This is a genomic window from Erythrobacter sp. W36 (assembly GCF_057364935.1).
The window spans coordinates 3,301,452-3,324,603 of record NZ_CP200281.1; the positions used below are offsets into that span (position 1 = coordinate 3,301,452).

At 56.7% G+C, this 23,152-nt stretch carries 29 protein-coding genes, 1 tRNA gene and 1 pseudogene; 17 read left to right on the top strand and 14 right to left on the bottom strand.

Going from position 1 to position 23,152, the window contains the following annotated elements; genetic code table 11:
• Positions 1 to 34: 34 nt before the first annotated feature.
• Both hemH and AC0V6U_RS16320 read left to right on the top strand, forming a co-directional pair.
• A complete protein-coding gene (hemH, locus tag AC0V6U_RS16315) occupies positions 35 to 1,069 on the top strand; it encodes a ferrochelatase (RefSeq protein WP_472644172.1) in 1,035 nt (344 codons plus the stop codon).
• Positions 1,070 to 1,158: 89 nt separating this feature from the next.
• Entirely contained in the window at positions 1,159 to 2,574 is a 1,416-nt protein-coding gene (locus tag AC0V6U_RS16320) for a cytochrome P450 (protein WP_472644173.1), read from the top strand.
• Positions 2,575 to 2,701: 127 nt separating this feature from the next.
• Here AC0V6U_RS16320 and AC0V6U_RS16325 read toward each other — a convergent pair whose 3' ends face one another.
• A complete protein-coding gene (locus AC0V6U_RS16325) occupies positions 2,702 to 2,872 on the bottom strand; it encodes a DUF1674 domain-containing protein (RefSeq protein ID WP_472644174.1) in 171 nt (56 codons plus the stop codon).
• A gap of 59 nt (positions 2,873 to 2,931) precedes the next feature.
• On the opposite strand from AC0V6U_RS16325, the pseudogene AC0V6U_RS16330 reads away from it, so the two are divergent.
• A pseudogene (locus tag AC0V6U_RS16330) lies at positions 2,932 to 4,180 on the top strand (RsmB/NOP family class I SAM-dependent RNA methyltransferase).
• Here AC0V6U_RS16330 and AC0V6U_RS16335 read toward each other — a convergent pair.
• Positions 4,177 to 4,569 (bottom strand): hypothetical protein, encoded by a 393-nt coding sequence (locus AC0V6U_RS16335; protein WP_472644175.1) that lies wholly within the window; start codon positions 4,567 to 4,569, stop codon positions 4,177 to 4,179. The pseudogene AC0V6U_RS16330 and the gene AC0V6U_RS16335 sit on opposite strands and share 4 nt — an antisense overlap.
• Before the next feature lie 72 nt (positions 4,570 to 4,641).
• On the opposite strand from AC0V6U_RS16335, the gene AC0V6U_RS16340 reads away from it, so the two are divergent.
• Positions 4,642 to 5,175: a TetR/AcrR family transcriptional regulator gene (locus tag AC0V6U_RS16340; protein ID WP_472644176.1), complete on the top strand. Its 534-nt coding sequence runs from the start codon at positions 4,642 to 4,644 to the stop codon at positions 5,173 to 5,175.
• A gap of 3 nt (positions 5,176 to 5,178) precedes the next feature.
• Here the strand turns inward: AC0V6U_RS16340 and AC0V6U_RS16345 are convergent, their stop codons facing one another.
• Positions 5,179 to 6,009 (bottom strand): hypothetical protein, encoded by an 831-nt coding sequence (locus AC0V6U_RS16345; RefSeq protein WP_472644177.1) that lies wholly within the window; start codon positions 6,007 to 6,009, stop codon positions 5,179 to 5,181.
• A gap of 14 nt (positions 6,010 to 6,023) precedes the next feature.
• A complete protein-coding gene (msrA, locus tag AC0V6U_RS16350; protein WP_472644178.1) occupies positions 6,024 to 6,551 on the bottom strand; it encodes a peptide-methionine (S)-S-oxide reductase MsrA in 528 nt (175 codons plus the stop codon).
• Between the two features lie 154 nt (positions 6,552 to 6,705).
• Between msrA and AC0V6U_RS16355 the strand changes: the two genes are divergently transcribed.
• The 5 genes from AC0V6U_RS16355 (at position 6,706) to AC0V6U_RS16375 (ending at position 9,985) form a co-directional block, all read left to right on the top strand.
• Positions 6,706 to 7,563, top strand: a complete 858-nt coding sequence (locus tag AC0V6U_RS16355; protein ID WP_472644179.1) for a class I SAM-dependent methyltransferase — start codon at positions 6,706 to 6,708, stop codon at positions 7,561 to 7,563.
• A gap of 23 nt (positions 7,564 to 7,586) precedes the next feature.
• The gene (locus AC0V6U_RS16360; RefSeq protein ID WP_472644180.1) at positions 7,587 to 8,447 is read left to right on the top strand and encodes a class I SAM-dependent methyltransferase; all 861 of its coding nucleotides are present in this window, start codon (positions 7,587 to 7,589) and stop codon (positions 8,445 to 8,447) included.
• 34 nt (positions 8,448 to 8,481) lie between these two features.
• Positions 8,482 to 9,360 (top strand): N-carbamoylputrescine amidase, encoded by an 879-nt coding sequence (gene aguB / locus AC0V6U_RS16365; RefSeq protein WP_472644181.1) that lies wholly within the window; start codon positions 8,482 to 8,484, stop codon positions 9,358 to 9,360.
• A gap of 10 nt (positions 9,361 to 9,370) precedes the next feature.
• Positions 9,371 to 9,865: a 2-amino-4-hydroxy-6-hydroxymethyldihydropteridine diphosphokinase gene (folK, locus tag AC0V6U_RS16370; protein ID WP_472644182.1), complete on the top strand. Its 495-nt coding sequence runs from the start codon at positions 9,371 to 9,373 to the stop codon at positions 9,863 to 9,865.
• 44 nt (positions 9,866 to 9,909) lie between these two features.
• Positions 9,910 to 9,985 (top strand) — tRNA-Lys (locus AC0V6U_RS16375).
• A gap of 186 nt (positions 9,986 to 10,171) precedes the next feature.
• Here the strand turns inward: AC0V6U_RS16375 and AC0V6U_RS16380 are convergent.
• Entirely contained in the window at positions 10,172 to 11,839 is a 1,668-nt protein-coding gene (locus AC0V6U_RS16380; protein WP_472644183.1) for a recombinase family protein, read from the bottom strand.
• The gene (locus AC0V6U_RS16385) at positions 11,832 to 12,284 is read right to left on the bottom strand and encodes a DUF2924 domain-containing protein (RefSeq protein WP_472644184.1); all 453 of its coding nucleotides are present in this window, start codon (positions 12,282 to 12,284) and stop codon (positions 11,832 to 11,834) included. Before AC0V6U_RS16385 ends, AC0V6U_RS16380 begins: the two co-directional genes overlap by 8 nt.
• A 100-nt stretch (positions 12,285 to 12,384) precedes the next feature.
• Here AC0V6U_RS16385 and AC0V6U_RS16390 point away from each other — a divergent pair, with 100 nt between their 5' ends.
• Complete coding sequence (locus tag AC0V6U_RS16390; protein ID WP_472644185.1) at positions 12,385 to 12,579, top strand: hypothetical protein; 195 nt, start codon at positions 12,385 to 12,387, stop codon at positions 12,577 to 12,579.
• 149 nt (positions 12,580 to 12,728) lie between these two features.
• Here the strand turns inward: AC0V6U_RS16390 and AC0V6U_RS16395 are convergent, their stop codons facing one another.
• The 5 genes from AC0V6U_RS16395 to AC0V6U_RS16415 are packed head-to-tail and all read right to left on the bottom strand — an operon-like array spanning position 12,729 to position 15,023.
• Positions 12,729 to 13,259, bottom strand: a complete 531-nt coding sequence (locus tag AC0V6U_RS16395) for a hypothetical protein (protein WP_472644186.1) — start codon at positions 13,257 to 13,259, stop codon at positions 12,729 to 12,731.
• Positions 13,213 to 13,674: an ImmA/IrrE family metallo-endopeptidase gene (locus AC0V6U_RS16400; protein WP_472644187.1), complete on the bottom strand. Its 462-nt coding sequence runs from the start codon at positions 13,672 to 13,674 to the stop codon at positions 13,213 to 13,215. The genes AC0V6U_RS16395 and AC0V6U_RS16400 overlap by 47 nt, the downstream gene beginning before the upstream one ends.
• A gap of 25 nt (positions 13,675 to 13,699) precedes the next feature.
• A complete protein-coding gene (locus tag AC0V6U_RS16405) occupies positions 13,700 to 14,176 on the bottom strand; it encodes a helix-turn-helix domain-containing protein (RefSeq protein ID WP_472644188.1) in 477 nt (158 codons plus the stop codon).
• Positions 14,173 to 14,814: a GNAT family N-acetyltransferase gene (locus AC0V6U_RS16410; protein WP_472644189.1), complete on the bottom strand. Its 642-nt coding sequence runs from the start codon at positions 14,812 to 14,814 to the stop codon at positions 14,173 to 14,175. Before AC0V6U_RS16410 ends, AC0V6U_RS16405 begins: the two co-directional genes overlap by 4 nt.
• Positions 14,811 to 15,023, bottom strand: coding sequence for a transcriptional regulator (locus tag AC0V6U_RS16415; RefSeq protein ID WP_472644190.1), 213 nt, complete (start codon positions 15,021 to 15,023; stop codon positions 14,811 to 14,813). The genes AC0V6U_RS16410 and AC0V6U_RS16415 overlap by 4 nt, the downstream gene beginning before the upstream one ends.
• Positions 15,024 to 15,178: 155 nt before the next feature.
• Between AC0V6U_RS16415 and AC0V6U_RS16420 the strand changes: the two genes are divergently transcribed.
• From AC0V6U_RS16420 to AC0V6U_RS16430, 3 genes are read left to right on the top strand one after another with little or no spacing between them, the layout of a single operon-like run.
• The gene (locus tag AC0V6U_RS16420) at positions 15,179 to 15,373 is read left to right on the top strand and encodes a multiubiquitin domain-containing protein (protein WP_472644191.1); all 195 of its coding nucleotides are present in this window, start codon (positions 15,179 to 15,181) and stop codon (positions 15,371 to 15,373) included.
• 36 nt (positions 15,374 to 15,409) lie between these two features.
• Complete coding sequence (locus AC0V6U_RS16425; RefSeq protein ID WP_472644192.1) at positions 15,410 to 16,603, top strand: ThiF family adenylyltransferase; 1,194 nt, start codon at positions 15,410 to 15,412, stop codon at positions 16,601 to 16,603.
• A gap of 19 nt (positions 16,604 to 16,622) precedes the next feature.
• On the top strand, positions 16,623 to 16,988 hold the full coding sequence (locus AC0V6U_RS16430) for a ubiquitination-like system serine protease family protein (protein ID WP_472645794.1): 366 nt from the start codon (positions 16,623 to 16,625) through the stop codon (positions 16,986 to 16,988).
• Positions 16,989 to 17,407: 419 nt separating this feature from the next.
• On the opposite strand, the gene AC0V6U_RS16435 is transcribed toward AC0V6U_RS16430, so the two are convergent.
• Both AC0V6U_RS16435 and AC0V6U_RS16440 read right to left on the bottom strand, forming a co-directional pair.
• Positions 17,408 to 18,142 carry a mechanosensitive ion channel family protein gene (locus AC0V6U_RS16435; protein WP_472644193.1) on the bottom strand — a complete coding sequence of 245 codons (735 nt, stop codon included), beginning with the start codon at positions 18,140 to 18,142 and terminating at the stop codon, positions 17,408 to 17,410.
• Positions 18,143 to 18,181: 39 nt separating this feature from the next.
• Positions 18,182 to 19,024, bottom strand: coding sequence for a LysR family transcriptional regulator (locus AC0V6U_RS16440; RefSeq protein ID WP_472644194.1), 843 nt, complete (start codon positions 19,022 to 19,024; stop codon positions 18,182 to 18,184).
• 99 nt (positions 19,025 to 19,123) lie between these two features.
• Here AC0V6U_RS16440 and AC0V6U_RS16445 point away from each other — a divergent pair, with 99 nt between their 5' ends.
• The 4 genes from AC0V6U_RS16445 (at position 19,124) to AC0V6U_RS16460 (ending at position 21,448) form a co-directional block, all read left to right on the top strand.
• The gene (locus AC0V6U_RS16445; RefSeq protein WP_472644195.1) at positions 19,124 to 19,651 is read left to right on the top strand and encodes a hypothetical protein; all 528 of its coding nucleotides are present in this window, start codon (positions 19,124 to 19,126) and stop codon (positions 19,649 to 19,651) included.
• A gap of 29 nt (positions 19,652 to 19,680) precedes the next feature.
• Positions 19,681 to 20,163, top strand: a complete 483-nt coding sequence (locus AC0V6U_RS16450; protein WP_472644196.1) for a hypothetical protein — start codon at positions 19,681 to 19,683, stop codon at positions 20,161 to 20,163.
• Between the two features lie 78 nt (positions 20,164 to 20,241).
• The gene (locus AC0V6U_RS16455; protein ID WP_472644197.1) at positions 20,242 to 20,790 is read left to right on the top strand and encodes a hypothetical protein; all 549 of its coding nucleotides are present in this window, start codon (positions 20,242 to 20,244) and stop codon (positions 20,788 to 20,790) included.
• Between the two features lie 124 nt (positions 20,791 to 20,914).
• A complete protein-coding gene (locus AC0V6U_RS16460) occupies positions 20,915 to 21,448 on the top strand; it encodes a hypothetical protein (RefSeq protein WP_472644198.1) in 534 nt (177 codons plus the stop codon).
• Positions 21,449 to 21,610: 162 nt separating this feature from the next.
• Here AC0V6U_RS16460 and AC0V6U_RS16465 read toward each other — a convergent pair whose 3' ends face one another.
• On the bottom strand, positions 21,611 to 23,002 hold the full coding sequence (locus tag AC0V6U_RS16465) for a S41 family peptidase (RefSeq protein ID WP_472644199.1): 1,392 nt from the start codon (positions 23,000 to 23,002) through the stop codon (positions 21,611 to 21,613).
• Positions 23,003 to 23,152: the final 150 nt, after the last annotated feature.

Below are 23,152 nucleotides of genomic sequence, written 5' to 3' on the forward strand. Positions count from 1 at the left end.
TTGCACAATATCGCCTTTTTAGCGCCAAACGCTCATGACCTGGCAGCCGCAGCTCCTGCCTAACGACCACCCGCCGGTCTCCAGCGGATCAGTTGGCGTGCTTATGATCAACCTGGGCACACCAGAGGCGCCGACACCAGGCGCGGTGAAGACGTACCTTAAGCAATTCCTCTCTGACCGGCGCGTTATCGAGATCCCGGCCTTGCTGTGGCAGCCTTTGTTGCGTGGGGTCATTCTCAACACCCGGCCAAAGAAGAGCGCCGAGGCCTATTCGAAGGTCTGGACGGAGCGCGGCTCGCCGCTTGCCGATATCACCGCGCGCCAATCAGAGGTGATTGCCGGGAAGATGGGCGAGAATGTGCAGGTCGAATACGCCATGCGTTACGGCTCACCGTCGATCGAAGAGCGCTTACTAAAACTGACCGAGGCGGGCTGTGACCGGATATTGATCGCGCCGCTCTATCCGCAATATTGCGCCGCGACGACTGCGACCGTGTTTGACGAGGTTGCGCGGGTGCTAGGCGAAATGCGCTGGCAACCGGCCTTGCGGTTTCTGCCGCCCTATCACGATGATCCGGCCTATCTCGATGCGCTCGCGGAAGATCTAACGCGGCAGGTTGAGGCTTTGACGTTTAAGCCTGAGGTGCTGCTGCTGTCATTCCACGGAATGCCGATGCGCACGCTGGAGCTGGGCGATCCCTATCACTGCCATTGCCACAAGAGCGCGCGCTTATTGCGGGAGCGCTTGGAAGGTCTGCCGCAATTTGCTGGTGTCCGGTTTGAGACGAGCTTTCAGTCCCGCTTTGGCCCCGCCCAATGGCTGGAGCCTGCGACCGATGACACGCTGACCAAGGAAGGCGAGCAGGGGACGAAGCGCATCGCGGTGGCTGCCCCTGGGTTCTCGGCTGATTGTGTTGAGACGCTGGAAGAACTCGCGCTCGAAGGGGCGGAGATATTTGAGGAAGCAGGCGGCGAAGACTACGCCGTGCTCGATTGCCTCAACACCAGCGCATCTGGCCTCACTCTGCTCGAAAGCATGGTCAAGCGCGAGCTCGGCGGCTGGATTTAGAACGCCTTAGCAGATCACTCTGGATTTGGTGCTCTTCGCTGCTTACAGTGAGTTAAGTTGTAAATCCGAACCTGATCAAGGACGCGCCAATGGCCACGCTCGCTGATACAAACGCCGCCGCTGAAGAAGCGCAGAAAACGCCGCCGTCGCATTGGACGGAGGGCAATCCAGAGCCAAAAGATCTGGCGCATATCCCCGGCGATGCTGGCTGGCCCGTGGTCGGCAACACGTTCAAAATGCTGGCCGACCCCCACGCCTTCACCAGCAATATGGTTGAGACGCATGGCCGGGTTTACAAGAACCGCGCCTTTGGTGGCTGGAATGTCGCCTTGGTCGGCGCAGAGGCCAATGAGCTGGTCCTGTTCAACAAGGAAAAGATCTTTTCCAGCGAACAAGGCTGGGGTCCGGTGCTCGATCAATTGTTCCCGCGCGGGCTGATGCTGCTTGATTTCGACCATCATCGGATCGACCGGCGAGCGCTTTCGATTGCGTTCAAGCCTGGACCGATGCGGCATTATTCCGGCGCGCTGAATAATGGCATGTCGGCAGAGGTCGCGCGCTGGGCGGGCAAGATGGAGTTTTATCCGGCGATCAAGAAGCTGACGCTGGATTTGGCGGCCGACAGCTTCATCGGGATCGAATGGGGGCCAGAGGCCGACAAGATCAACGAAGCTTTTGTTGACATGGTGCAGGCCTCGGTCGCGCCGATCCGGTCGCCGCTGCCCTTCACCAAGATGAAGAAGGGTGTCGATGGCCGAGCTTTCCTGGTCGATTATTTCACCAAGGAAACGCATCGCCGCCGGGCCGAGGGCGGCGGGCAGGATATGTTCAGCCAATTCGCCACGGCTACTCGCGAAGATGGGTCTTTGCTGCCGGTCGACGAGGTGGTTGACCACATGAACTTCCTGATGATGGCCGCGCATGACACGATCACATCAAGCGCGACCTCGCTGGTCTATCTACTCGCCAAGAACCCGGAATGGCAGGCGAAGCTGCGCGATGAGATTGTCGCCGTCACCGGCGGACCGGATGGCTCGTGCGAGCCGCGACCGCTGGATTATGATGACATGGGCAAGCTTGAGCTCACTGAGATGGCGTTCAAGGAATCCTTGCGGATCATGCCGCCAGTGCCATCAATGCCGCGCCGCGCGCTGAAGAGCTTTGACTATGGCGGATATCACATTCCGGCGGGCACGCCGGTGGGCATCAATGTCTATTGGACCCACCACAGCACGGATTATTGGGACGACCCCTATACCTTCGACCCAATGCGTTTCACGCCAGATCAGGTGAAGGCACGGCACAAATATGCTTGGGTGCCGTTTGGCGGCGGGGCTCACATGTGCCTCGGCCTGCACTTTGCTTACATGCAGGTGAAGGTCCTGATCGCGCAAATCTTACAGCGCTATGAGATCGTGGTCGAGGAAGGCTATGATCCTGACTGGCAGGCTTGGCCTATCCCTCAGCCAAAGGACGGATTGAAAGTGGAATTCAAGCCTCTTTGATTTCCGCACGCCATCCGGCGCGCGATTTCCTCACTCATGCGATCTTAGATCGCATCGCTCCGGGCGGGCAGTCGCCCTTTCGGTTCGCCACGGGCGAACCGTCGTTTCTGACTATAATTCTTGAATGCTAGAAATCCCAGGCGATGCCTTCGCGTTCCCAATCGCCATAGCGAGTGGGCGATAGTTCGCGCGGCTCATCCTTCAGCGGATCGACCGCTTTGGGCTTTGGCACGGGGTCGTTGCCCCAATGCGCGGGTTTGGTGAAATTCTTCGCAGCTTCTGATTTTTGTTTTGTCATCGCATATTAGAAATGCGCGAGCTGGCACTTAGTTTCAAGTGCGGCTATTCGCCTGAGCCATGCCAAGTATTTCTGGACTTCCCGCGCGCCGCGCTGCGCTGCAAATGCTCGACGCTGTATTGCGGCGGGGCGAGACATTGGAGCAGGCCGAGGGCGCTGCCACTCGCAAGCTGCACACTGGCGAGGACAAGGCGCTGGCCCGCGCGATTGTGAGCGAGGCGCTGCGCTGGCTGGTTGATTTTGACGCGCTGATCGACAGCGCGACCAAGAAGCGGCTGGCCGACGATGTGAAAGTGCGCAGCGTTCTGCGTCTGATGCTGGCTCAGGCCTTGCGGCTGAACACGCCACCCCACGCGGTGATTGCGACGGGATTGCCGCTGTTATCTGGCGGTCCGCAGCCGGCTCGCGCATGGTGTCTTCTCAGCTCTGATCAAACGAGAGCTGACCCTGCCAGATGCACCGAGCCTGCCCGAGCGGGCGCAAGAGCGATGGGGCGAGCGAGCTGCCGAGATTGCGCCAGGATTGGCCGATCCTCCAGAGCTTGATCTGCGGCTGAAGGATCCGGCCAGCACCGCCGAACAAGCGGTGGCGATGGGCGGGGTCAGCCTTGCGCCGGGCCATATTCGTTTGCCGCGCGGGACTTCGGTTGAGAAATTGCCCGGTTTTGCCGACGGCAATTGGTGGGTCCAGGATTTGGCCGCGCAATTGCCTGCGCATCTGCTTGGGGACGGCGAGGGTCGCCACGCGCTCGACCTTTGCGCTGCGCCGGGCGGCAAGACCATGCAACTGGCCGCCCAAGGTTGGAACGTGACCGCGCTGGATATCAGCAAGCGGCGGCTTGGCCTGCTCAAAGACAATTTGAAACGCACAGGACTGAAGGCCTCTCCCGTGCGCGCGGATGCCGCCAAGTGGGAGCCAAAGCATCAATATGATGCGATCCTGCTTGATGCGCCGTGTACCGCAACCGGCACCTGCCGCCGTCACCCCGACGTGCTCCATCGTATTGGCGGCGCTCAGATTGAGGAGATGACCAGCCTGCAGATCATGCTGATCGAACGGGCTGCGGAATGGCTAAAACCCGGCGGTCAGCTGATCTATGCGGTGTGCTCTTTGGAGCCGGAAGAGGGCGAGGAGCAAACCCGCCGCATTGCGGAGGAGCATGGGCTAAAGCTGGTGCCAGTGACTGGGGATGAGCTGCCTGATGGCATTGAGCCAAGCGAAGAGGGCCACGTCCGTACGCATCCCGCCATGCTCTCTGATCAGGGCGGGGTCGATGGGTTCTTTATCGCTCGCTTCAATAAGGGCTAAAGTCGCGGGGCAAACGCGCCAGCGGCCAGTAATGCAGTCGCCAAGGCGTAGATGACCCAGCCGGGATGGCGACCGCGCGTGCCCCAGCAATTGCCGATTGCGGCATAAAGGTAAGAGCTGCCGACCATCAGGGCGAGCACGGTCAAACCCTGCTCGCCGAGCCAGAAGGGCGCGGTCATCAGCGCCAATCCGCCGATCAGCCAGTTAAACCCGCTGAAATCGAGCAATGCCGGGACCAATCGCGCCAAAGCCTCTGGATAGTCGCCATTGCTCAGAACCTTACCCGCTAGCGGAGCGGTGATCTTCTGACGCACCAGATAGCTGTGAATGAGCGCGCCAGATGCGCCAATGAAGCCTGCTGCGATTATTGCGATGTCTTGCCAAATCATTTCCATACACCTCTGTATGGTTACGTAGGCTACCGACTAGATTGCGTCAATACACTTGTGTATGGATGGCCGATGAGTGAGCGTCTCTCAAAGCATGATTGGGTGAAGCACGGCCTTATTGTTTTGGCCCGCGATGGAATTGGCGCGATAAAACCTGGACCGCTCGCGAAAGAGCTGGGCGTCTCGCGCGGCAGCTTTTACTGGCACTTCGTCGATGTCGCTGATTTTCGCGGCGAACTGCTAAACGCTTGGGCCAGAGAAACCACCGATAGAGTGATCGAAGAAGGGCCCGACCTGCCCGGGCGCGAGCGCCTGCGCGCTCTGATTAAGCGCGCCTTTCACACCGACCGGGCGCTTGACCGCGCGGTTAGGTCTTGGGCCACGCAGGATCCTGCGGCGACAAAGCAAGTGGGCGAGGTCGATAAGCGGCGCATTGCCCATATCGCTATCCTCTTGCTGCAAGCTGGGCTGGATCAGCAACACGCCGCCGAGCGCGCGCAATTCCTTTATTGGGCCTATCTCGGCCAGCCGCTGGTTATCGCGCCAGAAGCGGGCGCCGTGTCCGACGAGGCGCTCGAACAAATCGCGCAAATACTGGAGCGTTAGGGGCTAGATTTTGGCCCATGTCATAGTCAGCACCGCGCAAGACCGCCCAAGTTGGCTGACGCGGAGCACTGCTGATGTGGCTTGCTGCTGCTCAATCGCGATCGAAATCTCCGTACCCAGCTCGATATAGCGATGCATGTCCATCTCACCTCGCGTGATCTGTATGGCCGCGCCGTCGCATAGCAGGCTCACCGTCTGTCGAGCCAGTTCGGAGAGATGCGGCGCGTTCACATGGTCGCCGGACCCGCTGAAGTAGGGATGACCGGGCATCAGGCCGTTTTCCTTGGTCACCAGCGCTCTGGTCGCGAGCCCATCTGGACCTTCGTCCAAGGCTCCTATCAATGGTGGCTCCCGCTCCGTGAACCCAAGCAACTCGCGCGGTGCATAATCGAACTGCGCCGGGGCGGGCGCATCCTGCTTGGCCGAGGTCTTGGAGTCTTCACGCCATTTCTCAAAATTGCGGGTCCTAAAGACCACGCCCTTGCCGCCAATGCGCGCGATTAGCCGGTCCTGCGCATCGAACAATTGGGTGGTGAACGCCAGCTCACCCTCGTCGCCGCTGAGCGCAAAGACACCGCGCGCCGCCTGACCCGCATTAGGCTCGCCAAGCGCCCAATCCGTCCAGGTCAGCGCGCTCCACTTGCTATCATCGCGCGTGCCCAGCGCGGCGGTGGCGCCAACGCTGGTCCAGAAATTCTGCGTCTGGATGACGAGCGGATGCTGCGCAGGCAGGGCAAGCCAAGGCCATTCCGCCTCATCTTGCGAACACTCAAACGTAACCGAGCCGTCGCTCAGCACCTTATGATCGGTTGTGTAAGACCGGGTCAGCTGCATGGCCTAGCCGCTCGTTACGCCTTCACCTTGCTTTGAAAGCTCTTGCGCAGCTTCATCAGTTTCGGCGGGATCGTCGCCAGGCAATAGGGGTTTCGCTGGCCCTCACCGTCCCAATATTCCTGATGGTAATCCTCCGCCGGATACCATTCACTTGCTGTCTCGACAGTGGTCACAGCCTGGCCTGAGTTATCCGCATTCCAACGCGCAATCGCGGCCTCTGCCTCTTCGCGCTGAGCATCGCTGAGCGGGAAGATCGCGCTGCGATATTGGGTGCCAACATCATTGCCTTGGCGGTTCAGCTGGGTCGGATCATGAGTGCCCAGAAAGACATCGAAAATCTCCGGCAGGCTGATGACCGCCGGGTCAAAGGACACGCGGATGCCCTCGGCATGGCCGGTCGTCCCGGTGCACACTTCCTTGTAGGTCGGATTGGGCTTGTCGCCGCCAATATAGCCGCTTTCGACCTCGCTCACGCCCACCACATCGCGAAAGACCGCCTCGGTACACCAAAAGCACCCGCCCGCAATAATTGCCTGTTCCATCGATCAAACTCCTTGTTGGCTGAGGAGATAAGAACGCTGAGGCGGTTTGTCATTAGCCCGCTCTGATCACGCCTCGGTCGATCCGCAACTTGTCTTCGCCCGCCCAGCGGCTATTGAAGGGCGCAACCGTTCGATCAAAATGAGGACACCCCCAATGAAACCCCTATTTTTTGCTCCATTTGCTGCTCTCGCTGGTCTCGCAACGCTGTCACCTGTGGCGCCTGCGATGGCGGATGATCACGCTGCTGCGCCCAGCCTTGCCGAAGTGCTCGCGCATGAGCGCCGCGACAATGACCGCGCGCGCGATCAATATCGCAATCCGGCTGAAGTGCTGGCATTCTTCCAGGTCGAGCCGACCCAAACCGTGGTCGAATATGGCCCGGGCGGCGGCTGGTACACCCGCGTGCTGGCGCCTTATCTGATGCCTGCTGGCAAATATATCGCGATCAACCAAGACAGCGACGGCCGCGAATACCGCTCGCGCGCTCAAGAAGCGCGCAGCAAGGGCTGGACCGAGAATTTCAAATCAGGCCTGGCAGAGGCGATGGGCGTTGAGGCCGATGCCGTCACCGCATTTGAAACCGATGAAATGCCAGAAGACGTCGCCGGCACCGTCGACCGCGTTTTGATCTTCCGTTCGATGCACGGCCTCAACATTGGCAACCGCGCCGATGATGTGCTGAAGGCAGCGCGCATGATGCTGAAGGATGACGGCATGGTCGGCGTTGTCCAGCACCGCGCGCCAGAGGGCGCAAGCTACAATGATTACGGCGCGCGCCAACGCGGCTACATGCGCAAAGCCGATGTGATCGCCATTTTTGAAGCCAATGGTTTTGAGCTTGCCGCCGAGAGCGAAATCAACGCCAATGCGTCTGACCCGGCCAATTGGGAGCGCGGCGTTTGGACCCTGCCTCCAGTGCTCGCAACCGGCGAAGATGATCCGCGCCGCAGCGAATATCTCAGCATCGGCGAAAGCGACCGCATGACGCTGCTGTTCAAGAAAGCGAACTGAGGCTCACGCCAAGGAGAAAACCCATGATGCGATCTCTGATTCTAGCCGCCGCGAGCGCCTTTGCCCTTTCGGCTTGCGCGCCAGAGGCGGGCGAGAGTGCCGCAAGCGAAACCGCGGCCCAAGGCAGCGCGCTGGAAACGGTTCTGGCCGCTGATCTGCGCGCGGACGACAAAGCGCGCGATGCCTTTCGCAATCCGGCAGAGACCCTGGCGTTTTTCCAGGTTCAGCCTGATCACACAGTCATCGAATATGCGCCAGGCGGCGGTTGGTACACGCGTGTCCTGGCGCCTTTGGTGAGCGGTGAGGGCAGCTATATTGCGGTTGGCTTCCCGCCAGAGGCAGGCGCGAGCATTGGCGAGGAATTCGTTGCCCGCGTTCGCGAGGGCGGCGAGACTTTCGCTGCGAGACAGTCAGAGGCGCTTGGCATTCCGGCAGAACAATTGCCGTTCCATTTCGGCAATGCGATCCCGGAAGAGCTGAACGGCACCGTCGACCGCGTGCTGATCTTCCGCATGATGCACAACCTGAAACGTTGGGGCATCGATGACAGCGAAATCACGGCTCTCAAAGCGGCGCTGAAACCTGGCGGCATGCTCGGCGTGGTTCAGCACCGGGCCAAAGCGGATGCAACCGACGAGTTCGCCGACGGCAATGCCGGTTACCTCAAGCAAGCGGATCTGATCGCTTATTTCGAAGGCCAAGGCTTTGAACTGGTGGATACGTCAGAGATCAACGCCAACCCCAATGACACCACCGATCACCCGAACGGCGTGTGGTCTTTGCCGCCCAGCTTTGCTGGCGGTGACGAGGGACGGGAAGAGCTTGCCGCCATCGGCGAGAGCGACCGCATGACCCTGTTGTTCAAAAGCCTGAATGATCGCTAGCGGCGGCGGCAGCAGAACGAGGTAAATCCGCGCGATGACCAAGCTCACTGTCGCCGCCCTACAGCTTGCTCTTGGCAGCAAGGACGAGGCGCAAAACATTGCCGCCGTCAGCGCTTTGGTTGAGGAATCAGCGGGGCAAGGCGCTCAGCTGATCCTGCCGCCTGAGCTGTTCTCCGGGCCCTATTTTTGCCGAGAGGAAGATGAGGCCTTGTTCGCGCTGGCACGGCCCACAGCGGAGCACCCAAGCGTCATCGCCATAAGCGAGCTAGCGGCCAGGCTCAAAGTCACCATTCCAACCAGCTTCTTTGAGCGTGACGGCCATCATTATTACAACAGCCTCGCGATGATCGGCCCCGATGGCGAGATCATGGGGACCTATCGCAAGAGCCATATTCCGGACGGTCCGGGATATGAGGAAAAGTTCTATTTCCGGCCCGGTAATGACGGTTTCAAAATATGGGATGTGCCGCTGGGCGGCGGAGAAAGCGCGCGTATCGGCGTGGGCATTTGCTGGGACCAATGGTATCCGGAGGCCGCCCGCGTCATGGCTCTAAAGGGCGCAGAGGTGCTGCTTTATCCGACCGCGATTGGCTCAGAGCCCTATGACGCAGAGCTTGACACCAGCCGCATGTGGCGCCGCGCTATGGTCGGCCATGCAGTCTCCAACTGCATGCCAGTGGTCGCCAGCAACCGCATCGGCGCAGAGGGGCCAGACGAGGCCGCTCAGAATTTCTACGGCCATTCGTTCATCACTGATGAGTGGGGCGATCTGGTGGCGGAATATGGCGCGGAAGAAAGCGGCGTCTTGATCGCAGAGCTCGATCTTTCCCGCGCTGCCAAGCACCGGGCAGGTATGGGCTTCTTCAGAGACCGCCGCCCGCAGCTCTATGGCAGAATTGCTGAAGATATTTGAGGCCGCCGGTTTGAGCGCTGACACTTATCTTATCGCGCTTGGCTCCAACATGCGCGTGCCGGGCCTTGGCCTGCCGCGCGAGGTGGTGCGCACAGCATTTTCCGCGCTTGGCGATATCGGCGATGTGCTTGGCGTCTCTCCCATTATCGCGAGCGCGCCGATCGGCCCATCACAGCGCACCTATGCCAATGCGGCGGCCGTGATCGAATGCGAGCTTGCGCCTCTTGCTCTGCTGGACGCCATACAGAATATCGAACGGGAGTTCGGCCGAAGCCACCGCGGACAGCGCTGGCGCGCACGGCCGCTCGATCTCGATATCATTCTGTGGAGCGGCGGGATCTGGGCCAGTGATCGCCTTTCAATCCCGCATCCGCGCATGCGTGAACGCCGCTTTGTGCTCGGGCCAGCAGCGGCAATTGCGCCCACTTGGCGCGATCCCTTAAGCGGACTTTTTCTAAGCCAGCTCAATGCACGCTTGACCCGTCCGCTCGCTCTATCTAGGTGAGCGCTCCGGCAGCGCTCCTCGCGGCGCGATTCCATGCCACATGTGGGTCCTTAGCTCAGTCGGTAGAGCAACTGACTTTTAATCAGTAGGTCGCTGGTTCGAACCCAGCAGGACTCACCACCTATTCCTTTAAAACTAATGCTCTAGCGTGACGCTGAGCGCGCCGCCGGAAACTCTCCCTGTTTTCCGTGGGTTAGCGCAGATCAGATCTATGCAGGCTACAACCAGAGACGCAGTGACCTACCAATTCGCGCCTGAAATGCGCGAAGTTCTCCCAGTTCGATTTGGTGACCTACTGTTTTGTTTTCAGATGGTTGGGAACCCGAGCACTAAACGTTGTTCAACGAAACGGATCGGGAGATCAGCCATGCGCCACAGGTTGCGGGGACTGAGCTCTTTCGGTTGATTGCCGTTCAAGATGGACCGGATGATATTCGGATCGAGATAGCTCAAGCGAGCAAGGCGCTGCAGATGGCGAAGCCTGGTACTCTTAGTCGATCGGATTGTTTTTTCGTCCATTTGGAGCAGCTCTTCCCTTGCGGTAAAGGACCGGCCAAGTAACTCGACCAAGCGATCATCTCTTACCACGCGATCTGCTTGCAAAGGCTGCAAGCGCATCCGAGACTCGTGCCCATAGTTCCGACGCACGAGTGCTATCTTGAAGTCCGCTTTGATTGTTCTGGTGTCATTGCTTGCAACGACACCCAATGCAGCAGCCGGTTCAAACGACCCGTCGATCTCGTTCTCGCTGACAGTAACCCGAAGGCTTAGTTGGTTTAGGACCTCGCTAGCCCTATTCACCGGAAGTTGCTCGACCTCGGCGGCCAACTGCGCGGCCCTTGCGAAGATCCCCTTCTTCTCATCAGCCGATCTTGAAGTAACCAGCGCCTGCATATTAGCATTGGCCCGCAGCCATTGTGCGATTGCTCTACGGATTGACTGTTCGATTTCACCAGCGGGCAGTCTTAGCGCAGGGGCCTCTGCATGATCATTCATATTGGAAGCGTAATAGGTGTAACGCCGGTCGTGGTTTTTGGTGTGGGTTGGCGACATGGGACGACCGCGATCGTCCCAGATCATTCCAGCGAGAAGCGCCATTCTTCGCTCAGGTCCGCCTGCTGATCCAGGCGATGTGCGATCCACTAGCTTTGCTTGCACCGCATCGAATGTTTCTCGGTCAACGATCGCATCATGCTGACCTGAATATTTCTTATCTTTATGGCGTAGTTCACCGACATAGATCGGATTGGAAAGCAGATGTTTGAGCGCGCCTCGTTTGATCGGGTTGCCGCCCATTGCATTGCCCCGATTGGAGATGCGTCGTTTGCTGACGAACCCATCTCTCCCAAGCTCTTCAACCAGCGCCTTGATCGAGTCTGCCTCAAGATAGCGGCGCATAATCTCTCGGACGGTCTCAGCCTCCTCTGGGATAACGACAAGCTTGCGATCAATCGCTTCATATCCAAGAGGAACTCCACCGCCCATCCACATGCCCTTGGCTTTCGAAGCCGCAACCTTGTCCCGAATGCGCTCAGCCCCAACCTCGCGTTCAAACTGGGCGAAGGACAATAGAACGTTGAGTGTGAGCCTCCCCATTGAGCTAGTCGTTGAGAACGCCTGTGTCACGCTCACGAAGGACGCCTCGGCTCCATCTAAGACATCGACGATCTTGGCGAAGTCGGCGAGGCTGCGCGTCAGGCGATCAATTTTGTAGACGACGACCACAGCGATCATGCCTGATCGAACGTCGTCTAGAAGCTGTTGCAGTGCTGGGCGTTCCAGCGTGCCACCTGAATGTCCACTATCATCGTAAAGCTCTGGCAGTAGCGTCCAGCCCTCATGCTGCTGGCTAAGTACGTACGCGGCGCATGCTTCCCTTTGAGCATCGAGGCTGTTGAAGTCTTTATCCAAGCCCTCATCTGTCGACTTGCGGGTGTAGATAGCGCAGCGCAGCTTCTTATCGGCCTTAGCCATTGGCAGCCACCTTCAGATCACCGAGCCGAGGACTGCTTAGTCCAAAGAAGCGCGGGCCTGACCACTTGGCTCCAGTTATGTGACTTGCCACTGCGCTCAAGGATCCGAAGGTCCGACCCCGATACTCGCACCCACTTTCGAGCACGACCACCTCATGTACCTCTCCATGCCATGTCCTGGATAGCCACGTCCCCGGCTTGGCTTCGGTTGATACCCGGCCATCATTGCGGCGCTGGTCCTTCCGTCCAAACGCTCCAAGCTGTCTAAGCTCTGCTTTGGTGAGTTTGCCTGTCTCAGGCTCCTGCAAACAAGCCGCTAAGGGTCTCCTTGTAAGAGCTCGGCCTAGAGCGGGAGGTGCTGGCGTCCCATGTGTACTGCGCCATGCCGCACGCTGCTCAGATGGTGTCATTTCTTCGATGGCGGCGATTTTGTTTTCGATATCCATGGCTGCATGAATGCTCGAGTTCCGCCACTAGTCGAGTGCTTTGTGCGTACATCTGCTCTTTGCAGTGGACTTGTGCTGAAGTTCGAGCATCACCGTGTCCATGGACGACATTGACCGCGAACTTATCAATCTGCTTTGCACCAAGGTTGGCATGTTGATGGAAGACCACAGCGCGCTCGCGCTAACGATTGGAGGTCTAGCGGATGGCGAAAGAAAGGCGGCCATCAACGAACTGACTTACTCTTCAAGGAAAATCGCAGCACTAACCGCCGCTACTCAATCCATCGCGGAATGACTGCAATGCGCCCCAATTTCGGACATTCACTCTCTAAGGGCCATATGCCGATAACGGACCAATTTATGCCCTCTAGACCTTTGCTGCTGGGTGTGGTCCGCAAACATTCAAATGAAACCGTAGCGAACGGGATTACACTGCTCGACAAACTAGGAGATCGAGGCCGAGGAATAAACTTTGGTGGGTTCCGGCTGCAGATATGAGCCAAGTGTTAGAGCGTCATACCGGTTGAAGAACGTTTCAAAGAAAAAACGGTGTTGAGCGCCATTGTCATCAGTCAGAATCAACTCACTCTCACCGAGCGGGCCGCCTCCTTGAGAGCCACAATAGCTGGCTATGGTTTGAAACACTTCAACTTCCGATTGGCGGCTGAAACGTTCAGCAAATGCAGGCGACTGAATGAAATGCCGGCATGGCTTTGCTGGATCAAAGTTCGCTGGTCGCCTTGATCGATGTGGGTGGGCGCTTATCATCCCCACCATCGGTACTTCCCGACCACGAAGCTCGACAAAGCGGTAAAGCGTAGTCGAGAACGTATTGCCAAACGCGCCCTTCAGTTCTTTCAGATTGTCGAGCGTTGGTGCGAGATCCAAGGCCTCGTCGCCGAAGCGACCTTGGAGGAACAGTAGCTGGCTAAGCCGCATAGTTGGCTTCAGTTTCGATCTGATCGTGGCAATCATGAGATAAGGTAAAGCCATCGTCGCCAAGCATGACGTCGTGGTGCCACGGGAGCAAACTATGGCCAATTTCGTGACCCTCGTTCCATCGGTGCTTCAACTTCGGCTCGTTCCCATCGAGCAGGATCCGGCGCTGGTCTGGGAGGTAGAGCGCCTTCAGCGACATTTTCCGAATAGCTTCGAGGAGGAGCTTAGGTCGCTCGTAGATTTGAACCGTCGCGACCTTTATTCGGCTAACAGTTTCTCGAACAGCACCTGCGTCGGCAGCTGTGTAGAATTGTCTATCTAGCCGCAGAAGCTGGCGAACGTCGGACAACTCCAAAGGGGGCTCCGGGTTGCCAAGGCCATCCAACACCTTCGCAACTCGGCGGTCGATATCTGCCGCAGTTTTTTCCGAAAGAATTCGGTTCTTTGCCAATCGTGCCCCCTTTGGCGCGTATCTATCAATTGTCCGAGCTTAGCTGCGCAACGAAATCCTCTAATGCAGCACGCTCCTCGTCCGTGAGGTCTGCCATGGGGTCCGAGCGCGCGGCAAATCGCTCCATATGCCGTTCGATATTGTCGTTGCGGGCCTTGGCGAGGCCAGCAACCTGCATGAGCTTCGCGCTAGGGAGCTTGAAGACGCCGGAGAGCTGATAGACCGAGCGAACATCCGGTTTATGCCGAACATCGTCCTCAATCTCGATAAGCTCTTTGATGTCGATATCTGCATCCTCGGCGAGCTTTTCACGTGACATCTTTTGCGAACGACGCATGAGTCGCACAAAGCGGCCGAATGCAACATTGGCCTCATCTGTATCGGTCACATCTGGTGCTTCTTCAAAAACCGGGTCAAGCGCTAGCGCGCCAGCAGCGATCGAAGCGTCGCCTTCGAGCTCTGCCATTCTAAGACACCACTCTTTGGTCATATGAGTGCTCATCGATTCTTTCCTTTCGCGATGAACGCTTCTGCTTGCGCAGCCGTCATCTCATAATATCGTAATCCCTGTTTTGCTGTGTCGGGTCCGAGGTCGGTCATGCCACAGGTCGCGCTATAAAAAGCCTCGGCTTGCGGAAGGGCGTGCAGCCCGATGCGACCCTTGAATTCCTCGGCGATGCTGCGTTCAATTGCGGCTCCCACCAAGATACTACCGATACCACGGTAGCGGGGCGCCTGTTTGAGTTCGGGTCTGTTCCAAGGCGCGTTCTCGACATAGTCGATATATACCAAGTTTCGCTTTTCGTTTTCCGGCAAACGACATCGATAGCTGCTCGTGTCGATCAGCATTAGGCCCTCGGTCATGCCTTGGCAGGTCAAGCAATAGCCGTCATGCGAGAGCAGACCTTGCAGCATCTCGACCTTCTGGCGCCAATCCCAATGCCTGTTCTCGGCGCCGGGCCATGCAGCCAGCGGTTTCCCCGCGCGTTTGAATTCACGGAAGCGGTCGTATAGGGCGGGCTTCCATTCACCTTCAACGTCGGTGAGTTGCGTTTCGGTGATAGACGAAAGCAACTCGGCCTCGCGCGGTTCTCCTGTTGCGGTATCCAGCAGTGTGACCTTCAAAGCGTTCGTGGTCATACCATCATGATCTCGGCTTTATCCTTAGTCACTTCGTTCTCGACATAAAGCTTGTCGCCTTTCTCAACACGAGCCTCGAGCAGCTGGTATAGGCGAAGGGCCTGCCGCATGACGGCCGTCTTGCTCATGTCTTTTCGCGCACTGAAGTCCTCAACTACCGACATTTCCGCGTCGGTGAGGTTGAGTGTCATTGTTCGTTTGGTTGCCATGTCCTGTCTCCATCGGGGTGCGTCTACATACACTTTAAAGCCAAATTGTCAATGCACGATAGCCATTGACTAGCTGTCAATTAGCTAATACCTGGCTATTCAGTGATGAAGCGGCGCTGAACATGGTGGCGTGTCACAACTTGAAAGGCAGCCACATGGCCAAGGACAAAAAGAAGGAAGTAACAATCTTCGTGGAGGGGACCCCGCATCAGTGGCCCAAGGGCGAGATTAGCTACGAGGAGGTCGTGGCGCTCGAAGAACCCTGCTTCGCGAGCAACCCCAACATCACCTACTCGGTGACCTACAAGCGAGGCATGGGCAACAAGCCGGAAGGCACGCTCGTTGCTTAAGCGCTTCGGTGAAAATCAAAGATGGGATGCGGTTCAGTGTTTCAGAAACTGGTCAGTCGTAATCCAGACCTCGCTCGACTTGTCGAGCGAGGTTACGCCGTCGCTTTCGACCAGGGCCACCTGATCGTGAGGGACATTCCCTATCTGGACTCGGCAGGAAATTTACAGTCGGGCGCAATTGTTTCCAAGCTTGTGGCGGTAGATGGCGAGGTGATGAAACAGCAGGACCACCAGATCTACTTTGCGGGGTCGCATCCGCATAACCTCAAAGGGCAGCCAATATCGAACCTAGGTGGTGGTCTGACCTCCATCACGTTGTCCGCTGAGCACTCGGACGTCGTCGTGCAACGCTCGTTCTCGAATAAGCCAAAGAACACCGGAAAATTCACCGACCATTTCGCTAAAATCGAGAGCTACGTTGCCATTATTTCCGGTCCGGCGATCGAGACGCGTGGGGTCACGCCCTACACATACAGAGCGGACAAAATCGAAGTGGCGGATCCGATATTCAAACTCCAAGACACCTTGACTAGTAGAGCGGGCATCGCGGAACTTAATGCGGGGCTTGCTAACGAGAAAATCGCGATCATCGGACTTGGTGGTACGGGTGCATTCCTCCTCGATTATGCTGTGAAGGCCCGAATACCGGAGATCGTCGGATTCGATGGCGACGACTTTCACGTCCATAACGCCTACCGATCGCCGGGAAAGCTCGACGAAGAAGAGCTCGGGCGAAAGAAGGCGGATGTCTATCAGGCGCGATACGAACCTTTCCGGCATGGCCTCACGCTAAAAGCCACCTACATCACAAACGATTCAGCTGATGAGTTTAAGGGGGTTACGTTTGCTTTCGTTTGTGTCGACAAAGGCTCAGCGCGAAACGAAATCTTCGACCTACTGATCGGACTCGGCATCCCGTTCATTGACGTCGGTATGGGCTTAAAGCGCAAGGATGGGCCCATTAGCGGAATGATGCGCACGACATATTTCCAGCCTGGCACCGCAAGTGACCTTAAAGCCAAAGGATTGGCCGAAACAGCAGATGGCGCGGACAATCTCTATCGCGACAACATCCAGATCGGTGAGCTCAATGCACTGAACGCATGTATTGCCATGATCCGCTATAAACAGCTTCGCGAATTCTACCGAAGCGATGAGGAAAGCCTCAATAGTCTCTTTGAAGTAGCGGACCTGAGCGTCATCAACGTGAGATCGATCGATGACCTTTGAAGTTGAGCGCGTCCATTTCATGCCGAAGCAGCTTGAGTCGGGAGTATTATATGTGTCCGACGAATTCGAGACCGCAGCGCATTTGTGCGCCTGTGGTTGTGGTTCGAAGATACGCACGCCTATCCTTCCGACCGAATGGCACTTGTCCGGCCCGGACTCTAGACCCACGCTCCGCCCTTCCATCGGCAATTGGCAGAGGCCATGCCGCTCGCACTATTTCATCACGAATGGTAAAGTTGAATGGTGTGCGCAATGGACAGAAGAAGAAATCCTAGCAGGTCGACGAGCCGAGCAGGTTCGCCGCGAACGCTACTACGATGATCTCTACGCTCCTTGGTGGAAGCGCCTTTGGAAATGGGTCACACGCAAGATTGGACGAATGTAGTGGCTGTTGTGTTTCTTCGCATAACACTGACGCAGGACCCTAGCCGTTACGAAGCAAAAATTGATGAAACCATGCCTCAGGTTGGAGACTGAGACATCACGCCGTTCCACCTAAGCTATGAGCCCACTCAACGTCTGCTTTCCAATCCTGCACAACGAAATCCGGACAGGCAGGAAACGGCCCATAGGCAGAAAGCACTAGCTAGCCTAGTAATCTAGTTCCGTCTGAAACTCTTGCCTTCAGGCACGTGAACCGCTTTCGATCTCAATCTTCGGCATGCCGGTAATTTCAATAGCAGCGCCAGCGAACTCTACTTTGCCTTTGCTGCTCTCAAAGGCAGTCAGAAGTGAGCGCATGATCGCATCTTTCGTGCTGCGCCGCCTTTGAAAATCGACAACGTAGCGCGCCGTGAAGGTAATCTAGTTCTCATCAGCAAACAGCGTGACTTTAGGTTCTGTGCTGGCCTCTTCGATCAGGTATTTAGAGACCATGCCCTTCCATGCTTTTGCCGAATCTGCCTCGAATTCGCTGGTGTGTTCTTCAACTGCATTCTCGATCATCGTCTGCGCAAGGTGCCAGTCTGAGCCGTATTTGATTGGCACGGTGAACTCGTCCCAAAGAAAGTTGAAATCGCCTGTGTAGTTATAGACTGGTTCTTTGAAGATGAAGCTGTTGGCGACCTTCACGATGCGCCCATTGTAGTTGTCGCCTTTAACCCAGCCACCTGTCTCCATAATGGTGGTGCGCAGCATTCCAATGTCGATCACATCGCCTGTGATACCGCCAACCTGAACCCGGTCGCCAGGACGGTAAAATCCGCCGAAAGAAATTGCGATCCAGCCTGCTAGGCTCGCGATCACCTCTTGGAGCGAGAATGCAATGCCTGCGCCTGCAACGCCAAAGATCACAGAGAGCTGTCCAAGCCTAGTGCTGAGCATCGAGATCAGAATGAGAACGAGAATGACATATCCAGCAAGACCGATAAATTTGCGGACGCGGTAGCGGGTGTCGTTCTGCGCGATTGAGCGCACTGCAAAACCTTGAAGGACTCGGATGATTATCAGTCCGAGGATCACAGCGAGGATTGCAGTGCCAAAATCTGCAATGAGCGGATGGGCCAGCCAGCCCTGCATTGAGTTAAGCCATTCTGTCATAGCGCTAATGTCTAGACGTCATAGCGGCCGAATAGCAATTTAGCTTTCCACTGGAGTGTTCTCACGAAAGCTCAATACGACTTCTGCCGCCAAAGTCGGGTCCACATCATCTCGCCAGCAGACATAAGCCGGAAACTCAAAACTCGGCGCATCCTCAATCACAGTCAACTCACCCGAATTGAGCATCGGTGTAACCAGATATTCGGGCATATAGCCTGCCATCTTGTTGGCGGTCAGCCATTTTGCAGAGCGTTGGCCTAGATCGAGCACCAAGCCAGTCTCGGGCGCAATGCCGAGACGTGAGGCGATCTCAAGACCAAGTGAACGCCCCCAGTCAATCCGAACGAAATCCTCTTTCCAATTCGCCGGATCACCAGCGGTCACAAGCACTAGCTGATCTTCGAATAAGCGCTCGGCGCTGATATCACGGCGGAAGACAGGATCGTGCACGACGATCATGTCTAGCTCGCCTTCTGCCAAATCCCGGTTCAGCCTCGCCCATGCGCCCGCCGTTACGCGCAGTGCTAGATCAGGGATCGCCTCGCGCACATCATCTAGCCAACCAAGCAGCAAGCGATCCCAGAGGAAGTATTGTCCTCCGAACGCGAGAGAGCGCTCAAACCGCGCAGGTAGAGACACCTCGTGCTGCGCAACTTCCCATGCCCGCACTGCTTTACGCGCTGGCCCCATGAACTTTTCGCCTGCTGGTGTCAGCTGACAGCCTCGCTTGTCGCGGATGAAGAGTTTTGTGCCGAGGCGATACTCTAACTGCTTGATCCGCTCGGTGACGCTTGATGGCGATGCGTTAACGCGCTGCGCGGCACCGGAAAAGCTGCCCGTCGCTGCGGCAGCGAGAAAGGTTTGAAAGGTCGTGATATCCATTCAATTCGAATAATCTGAATTAATAGTTCTGACAATCGCGTTTCTCAAGAATCAAAAACCGAACTAGACGGCTCTCCATCGAAACGAAGGAGATACCTGATGAAAACTTTTGTGATTGCTACCGGTCTTGCTCTTGCCTCGCTCGCAGCGCCTCAGGTCGTTGTTGCTCAAGAGCAGCCCACCGCTGCGGAAATCATCGTAACCGGCAAATACCAGAAGGACTGGGATCGCGGAAACAAGATGGAAGCAGAGGGCTTGCGCGACCTTCAGGAAGCGAAGCGGGAACTGGTGAAGCAGAGTGCAGCCGTTGTGAACGCCCAAGACCTGCGTGACACCTCACAAAGCCGTGCTGACAACGCTCAGGAGGCTTTTGAGAACCTAACCTCGCGGCCATTCTTCACGGACGCAGGCGATGCCCACAAATGGGCCAAGCAAGTCGAAAGTGCAGCCTTGAACTGGGACAAGTTCAACGAGCGTACGGAAAAAGGCGCGAAGGATCTTCGTAAAGCCCAGAGCCGTCAGGCTGATGCTCAAAGTGCGGTTGATAAAGCCCAAGCCAAGATCGATCGCGGTCTCGCGATGAAGGCTGACGCCGAGCGCGCCAGCAATCGTCAAGCAGCACGCTAGAACGAAAATAGAAAGACAGGAGAGAAGAGATGTTTGCCAAGAGTAAAAAGATCCAGCCCCTTATCCAGCAGCCGACTTTTCAGGTCGCTAAGCAGGGCGGCGCAGTGGATCATATGGCAGCAGCCAGCGCTATGTTGGTAGCTGGTCTGGGTCTAACCCAGCTCTTCGCTCCACTCCTGGTCAACCCAATGACCGGCTTTGAAAGCGGCGTGGCTGCAGAGGTCATTGCGCTCCAATGGATTGTCTTTAGTGCGCTGCTGTTTGTTGGCGGTCTCTCCAAAATCAGAGTTCTGACCATTTTTGCGGCAGAGTTTCTGATGCTGGCTGGTTTGACCGGTCTCGCCGCGAACCTGATCCACCAAGGCGCAATGATCCCGCTGCTCATCCATGGCGCAATCGCGTTCACCGGACTGACCAATAGCGGTTTGGCACGGCTGACCGACAAGGCTGAACTAAAGCGTGAGCTTCAAATTGCAAAGGCGAGCGCTGGCGAAGCCCGTAAAGCTGACTAGGTGCATCAGAAAAACGCGCCCTAGAAAGTTCGCTCACTGCCCTTCTGATCAAATTGATTCAAACTCATGGAGAAGACCATGCTTAAGACACCCAAGACCAAATCAATCATTGACGTGCACGCTTTGGCGGCCCGTATGGACCTATCGCCAGAACAGGCAAAGCAAGCTGGCGAGACATTCTTTGCTAGCCTCGCTGGCCGCAACGCATCTTTTAGCGATGCCCTCATTGCGGCGTCTCGGTCGGCTCGGGTTAAGCCGAAGCAGCTAGCCGAGATGATCGGATTTATCGCCGAAGACTTCCAGCGCCCATTGCCTGAAGCGCCTGTATCAATTGGTGACCGCCTCTCACACGCCGCAGAAGAGGCGCGTGAGAAGGCGAATGAGACTGCTGAGCGGATCACAAAGGGAATGACCTCGATTGACGTTGGGGCAATGCGAAAAGACGGTGCCGACAAAGTCGCTGAGCTTCGCGAACGCGCAGCCAACATCGACACAGCCGAGCTTGCAGACCAAGCCAAGGAGCTCGGTGACAAGGCAATCGACGGTGCACGCGATCTCGCTGGCAAAGTCGGGCGCTCGCTTGCATCCGTAATGCCAAAGAACGCTGCAAGCGAAGCAAAGAAGTAAGGCTGCGGATAAGAGCCCTTCGGGTATAGCAAACGCAGTCGGACGGCAGAGGTTCGATTTTCCTCGACCTCTGTCGTCTCACTTTAGTCTCTATGAAACCGGGTCAGGACAGAGGATCACGACGATGCGAACTTCAACCATGCTCATTGCTGTGTCTCTTGCTCTTTGCGCGAGCCCCGTCCTCGCACAAAGCGGCGAGCGCCAGGATAGTGTAGGCGAGGATGCAGTCGATGCGGTCACTCAGCCACTGAGCGACCTTAACCTGCGTAATAAGGAAATCCCCCTTATTCTTCGACTGGCACAGGAAGAGCCTTATGACTTGAGCGAGGTTGAGGGGTGTGAGGCTCTTCAAATCGAAGTCACGCGGCTCGATGAGGTGCTTGGGCCGGATGCTGATCAACCTGTCAAACGCGCAGGGCTCATCAATCGCGGCCTGCGGACGGGCGGTAATGTTCTCGGCGGCATGATCCCGTTTCGCGGTCTTGTGCGACAAATGTCTGGAGCCAACGCCGAGGCGAAACGCTGGGAAGCGGCGATTTACGCAGGCGTTGCTCGGCGAAGCTTCCTTAAAGGCTACATGGCCGGGCAGGGATGTGAGACTGCCGAAGAGGCAACGGTCCGATCGGCGCACGATGTGCTAGGACTGCCGAAAGACTAGTCCGTGATTTGCTAACAGGCATTGGGCTGCACGACTAGTGTCTAACATGCGAAGTCCGACAGTCGACCGTCGACAACCGGCTCATCTCAAGCCGTTGGGTTATTACCGAGATTGGGGGTGCAAGCTGACGTTGGCGAGAGGCGATCAGGTACTCTGCTTGTCCTACTCTGCAGCCGAGCTGCCCTGAATGTCTTGCTGGATAGCTTTCAGAATAAGATCCTCTCCATTCACGAATGCACGCCAATTGTTCTCGACTGGCACATCGACTTCCAACGAACCAACACCATGGACCAAGAGTTTGTTTGGAAGGAAGCAATCATCAAACCAATCACAGCCCTTGCCAACATCTCCCCATGCGGTCGTAATGTAGAGCTCTACCTTTGATGCAGGTAGCTCGGGTGCAAAACCCTCTGCCTTGAACCGCATGACGTCACCAACCTCACTACCAACAATTGTGAGTTGATCCGGGATGTGATGCTTGAATTGCGAACCGGCGACCAGGCCCGCTGAAAATGTGTTCGGCCCGGTAATCAAATAGAGCTGCCCTTCTAGCGGTACAGCCGCCGAAAGATCACTTATTAGCGGTAGCAGCTGAGTGTAATCGCCGCCTCGATTGTAGCGGAAATCGACGATGATGTTCTGGGCGTTGGCCTCATCGATCATTGTCAGAACGCGGTCTCCAAATTGGGCTATCGTCTCGTTTTCATCATCAAAACTGCCATTGACCCGAAGATAGACGGCTTCGTCCGCCGGAAGCGCTTTCGAAAACAGCGTTCTATCCGATTCCTGCAGATAGAGCGGAAGCGACTGCTCAGTAGTCAGCAAGTTCACCCAGCCATCTGTTTCAAAGCTCTTGTTGTCCGGAAACGCATCAAGGAAATCCCAAAAAGGATCTCCTGGCATCTCAACAGGATCGGCCTCGAGAATTGTCTCAGTTCTGGCTCCATCCAGCGACGAAACCTCAAGCTGCACTGTGAGACCATCGATCTGCGCGCCCAATACCGACAGAGCGCTGGGAGCCGAGTAGAGAAACTCGCTGCGATATCTTTTCCAGTTCGGAGTCCCGCCTCCGATCAGTTGTGGCACATTTTGAAGCAGTTCCTCCGGCATCTGTCCGCCGAGGGAGAGTACTTTTTGGCCGAGAAGGCCTTTATGCTCAGGCGTTGCTTTCACAATGATAAGAGCATCAGAGGTCCAATGAAAACGGATTGGCAATCGATGCATTCGAGGAGAAAGGACAGTCGTATGAGCGCTGTCCAGAGGCGCTAAAGCACGTAACATAGACAGCGATAGGTCATCGACCGATTGCAGGGGTTCTACTGACTCAACAATCGCCTCAAACGCGTTAGCCTGCTCTTCGGTAACCCCAACTTCGTTGAGTAGAACCAGGTCGCGAAAATAGGAGAAGTCGGAGGCGAAGTCGTGCGGAGGTGATGCATCCGGATAACTCGGAGGTGTAATCATTTGCAGTCCGCCGAGAGAAACGAAAGCAAGCCCAATCAGTGTGGTTAGCAGCGCGAACCCGGATCCGATCCACAGCAAGATTCGTTTCATTCTCGTCCCCCTTTATCAATTACAGTCGCAGTCGGCCAAAGCATGCCGTTAAACAAGAAGAAAAATCTGTTCTCGGCGAGTGTCGGCGATCCAGCGAACAAAGCTAAGGAGGAGAAGCTTGTATCATTTGACGTCTAAGACTGAGGCGTA

Coding starts and splice junctions, on each gene's coding strand:
- AC0V6U_RS16385 (WP_472644184.1), bottom strand. CDS start 12,284: ATGGATATCGAAAACAAAATCGCCGCCATCGAAGAAATGACACCATCT.
- aguB (WP_472644181.1), top strand. CDS start 8,482: ATGACCAAGCTCACTGTCGCCGCCCTACAGCTTGCTCTTGGCAGCAAG.
- msrA (WP_472644178.1), bottom strand. CDS start 6,551: ATGGAACAGGCAATTATTGCGGGCGGGTGCTTTTGGTGTACCGAGGCG.
- AC0V6U_RS16410 (WP_472644189.1), bottom strand. CDS start 14,814: ATGACCACGAACGCTTTGAAGGTCACACTGCTGGATACCGCAACAGGA.
- AC0V6U_RS16390 (WP_472644185.1), top strand. CDS start 12,385: ATGGACGACATTGACCGCGAACTTATCAATCTGCTTTGCACCAAGGTT.
- AC0V6U_RS16435 (WP_472644193.1), bottom strand. CDS start 18,142: ATGACAGAATGGCTTAACTCAATGCAGGGCTGGCTGGCCCATCCGCTC.
- AC0V6U_RS16320 (WP_472644173.1), top strand. CDS start 1,159: ATGGCCACGCTCGCTGATACAAACGCCGCCGCTGAAGAAGCGCAGAAA.
- AC0V6U_RS16430 (WP_472645794.1), top strand. CDS start 16,623: ATGCCGAAGCAGCTTGAGTCGGGAGTATTATATGTGTCCGACGAATTC.
- AC0V6U_RS16345 (WP_472644177.1), bottom strand. CDS start 6,009: ATGCAGCTGACCCGGTCTTACACAACCGATCATAAGGTGCTGAGCGAC.
- AC0V6U_RS16360 (WP_472644180.1), top strand. CDS start 7,587: ATGATGCGATCTCTGATTCTAGCCGCCGCGAGCGCCTTTGCCCTTTCG.
- AC0V6U_RS16415 (WP_472644190.1), bottom strand. CDS start 15,023: ATGGCAACCAAACGAACAATGACACTCAACCTCACCGACGCGGAAATG.
- AC0V6U_RS16380 (WP_472644183.1), bottom strand. CDS start 11,839: ATGGCTAAGGCCGATAAGAAGCTGCGCTGCGCTATCTACACCCGCAAG.
- AC0V6U_RS16340 (WP_472644176.1), top strand. CDS start 4,642: ATGAGTGAGCGTCTCTCAAAGCATGATTGGGTGAAGCACGGCCTTATT.
- AC0V6U_RS16450 (WP_472644196.1), top strand. CDS start 19,681: ATGTTTGCCAAGAGTAAAAAGATCCAGCCCCTTATCCAGCAGCCGACT.
- AC0V6U_RS16455 (WP_472644197.1), top strand. CDS start 20,242: ATGCTTAAGACACCCAAGACCAAATCAATCATTGACGTGCACGCTTTG.
- hemH (WP_472644172.1), top strand. CDS start 35: ATGACCTGGCAGCCGCAGCTCCTGCCTAACGACCACCCGCCGGTCTCC.
- AC0V6U_RS16440 (WP_472644194.1), bottom strand. CDS start 19,024: ATGGATATCACGACCTTTCAAACCTTTCTCGCTGCCGCAGCGACGGGC.
- AC0V6U_RS16395 (WP_472644186.1), bottom strand. CDS start 13,259: ATGATTGCCACGATCAGATCGAAACTGAAGCCAACTATGCGGCTTAGC.
- AC0V6U_RS16355 (WP_472644179.1), top strand. CDS start 6,706: ATGAAACCCCTATTTTTTGCTCCATTTGCTGCTCTCGCTGGTCTCGCA.
- AC0V6U_RS16405 (WP_472644188.1), bottom strand. CDS start 14,176: ATGAGCACTCATATGACCAAAGAGTGGTGTCTTAGAATGGCAGAGCTC.
- AC0V6U_RS16460 (WP_472644198.1), top strand. CDS start 20,915: ATGCGAACTTCAACCATGCTCATTGCTGTGTCTCTTGCTCTTTGCGCG.
- AC0V6U_RS16420 (WP_472644191.1), top strand. CDS start 15,179: ATGGCCAAGGACAAAAAGAAGGAAGTAACAATCTTCGTGGAGGGGACC.
- AC0V6U_RS16465 (WP_472644199.1), bottom strand. CDS start 23,002: ATGAAACGAATCTTGCTGTGGATCGGATCCGGGTTCGCGCTGCTAACC.
- AC0V6U_RS16445 (WP_472644195.1), top strand. CDS start 19,124: ATGAAAACTTTTGTGATTGCTACCGGTCTTGCTCTTGCCTCGCTCGCA.
- AC0V6U_RS16335 (WP_472644175.1), bottom strand. CDS start 4,569: ATGATTTGGCAAGACATCGCAATAATCGCAGCAGGCTTCATTGGCGCA.
- AC0V6U_RS16325 (WP_472644174.1), bottom strand. CDS start 2,872: ATGACAAAACAAAAATCAGAAGCTGCGAAGAATTTCACCAAACCCGCG.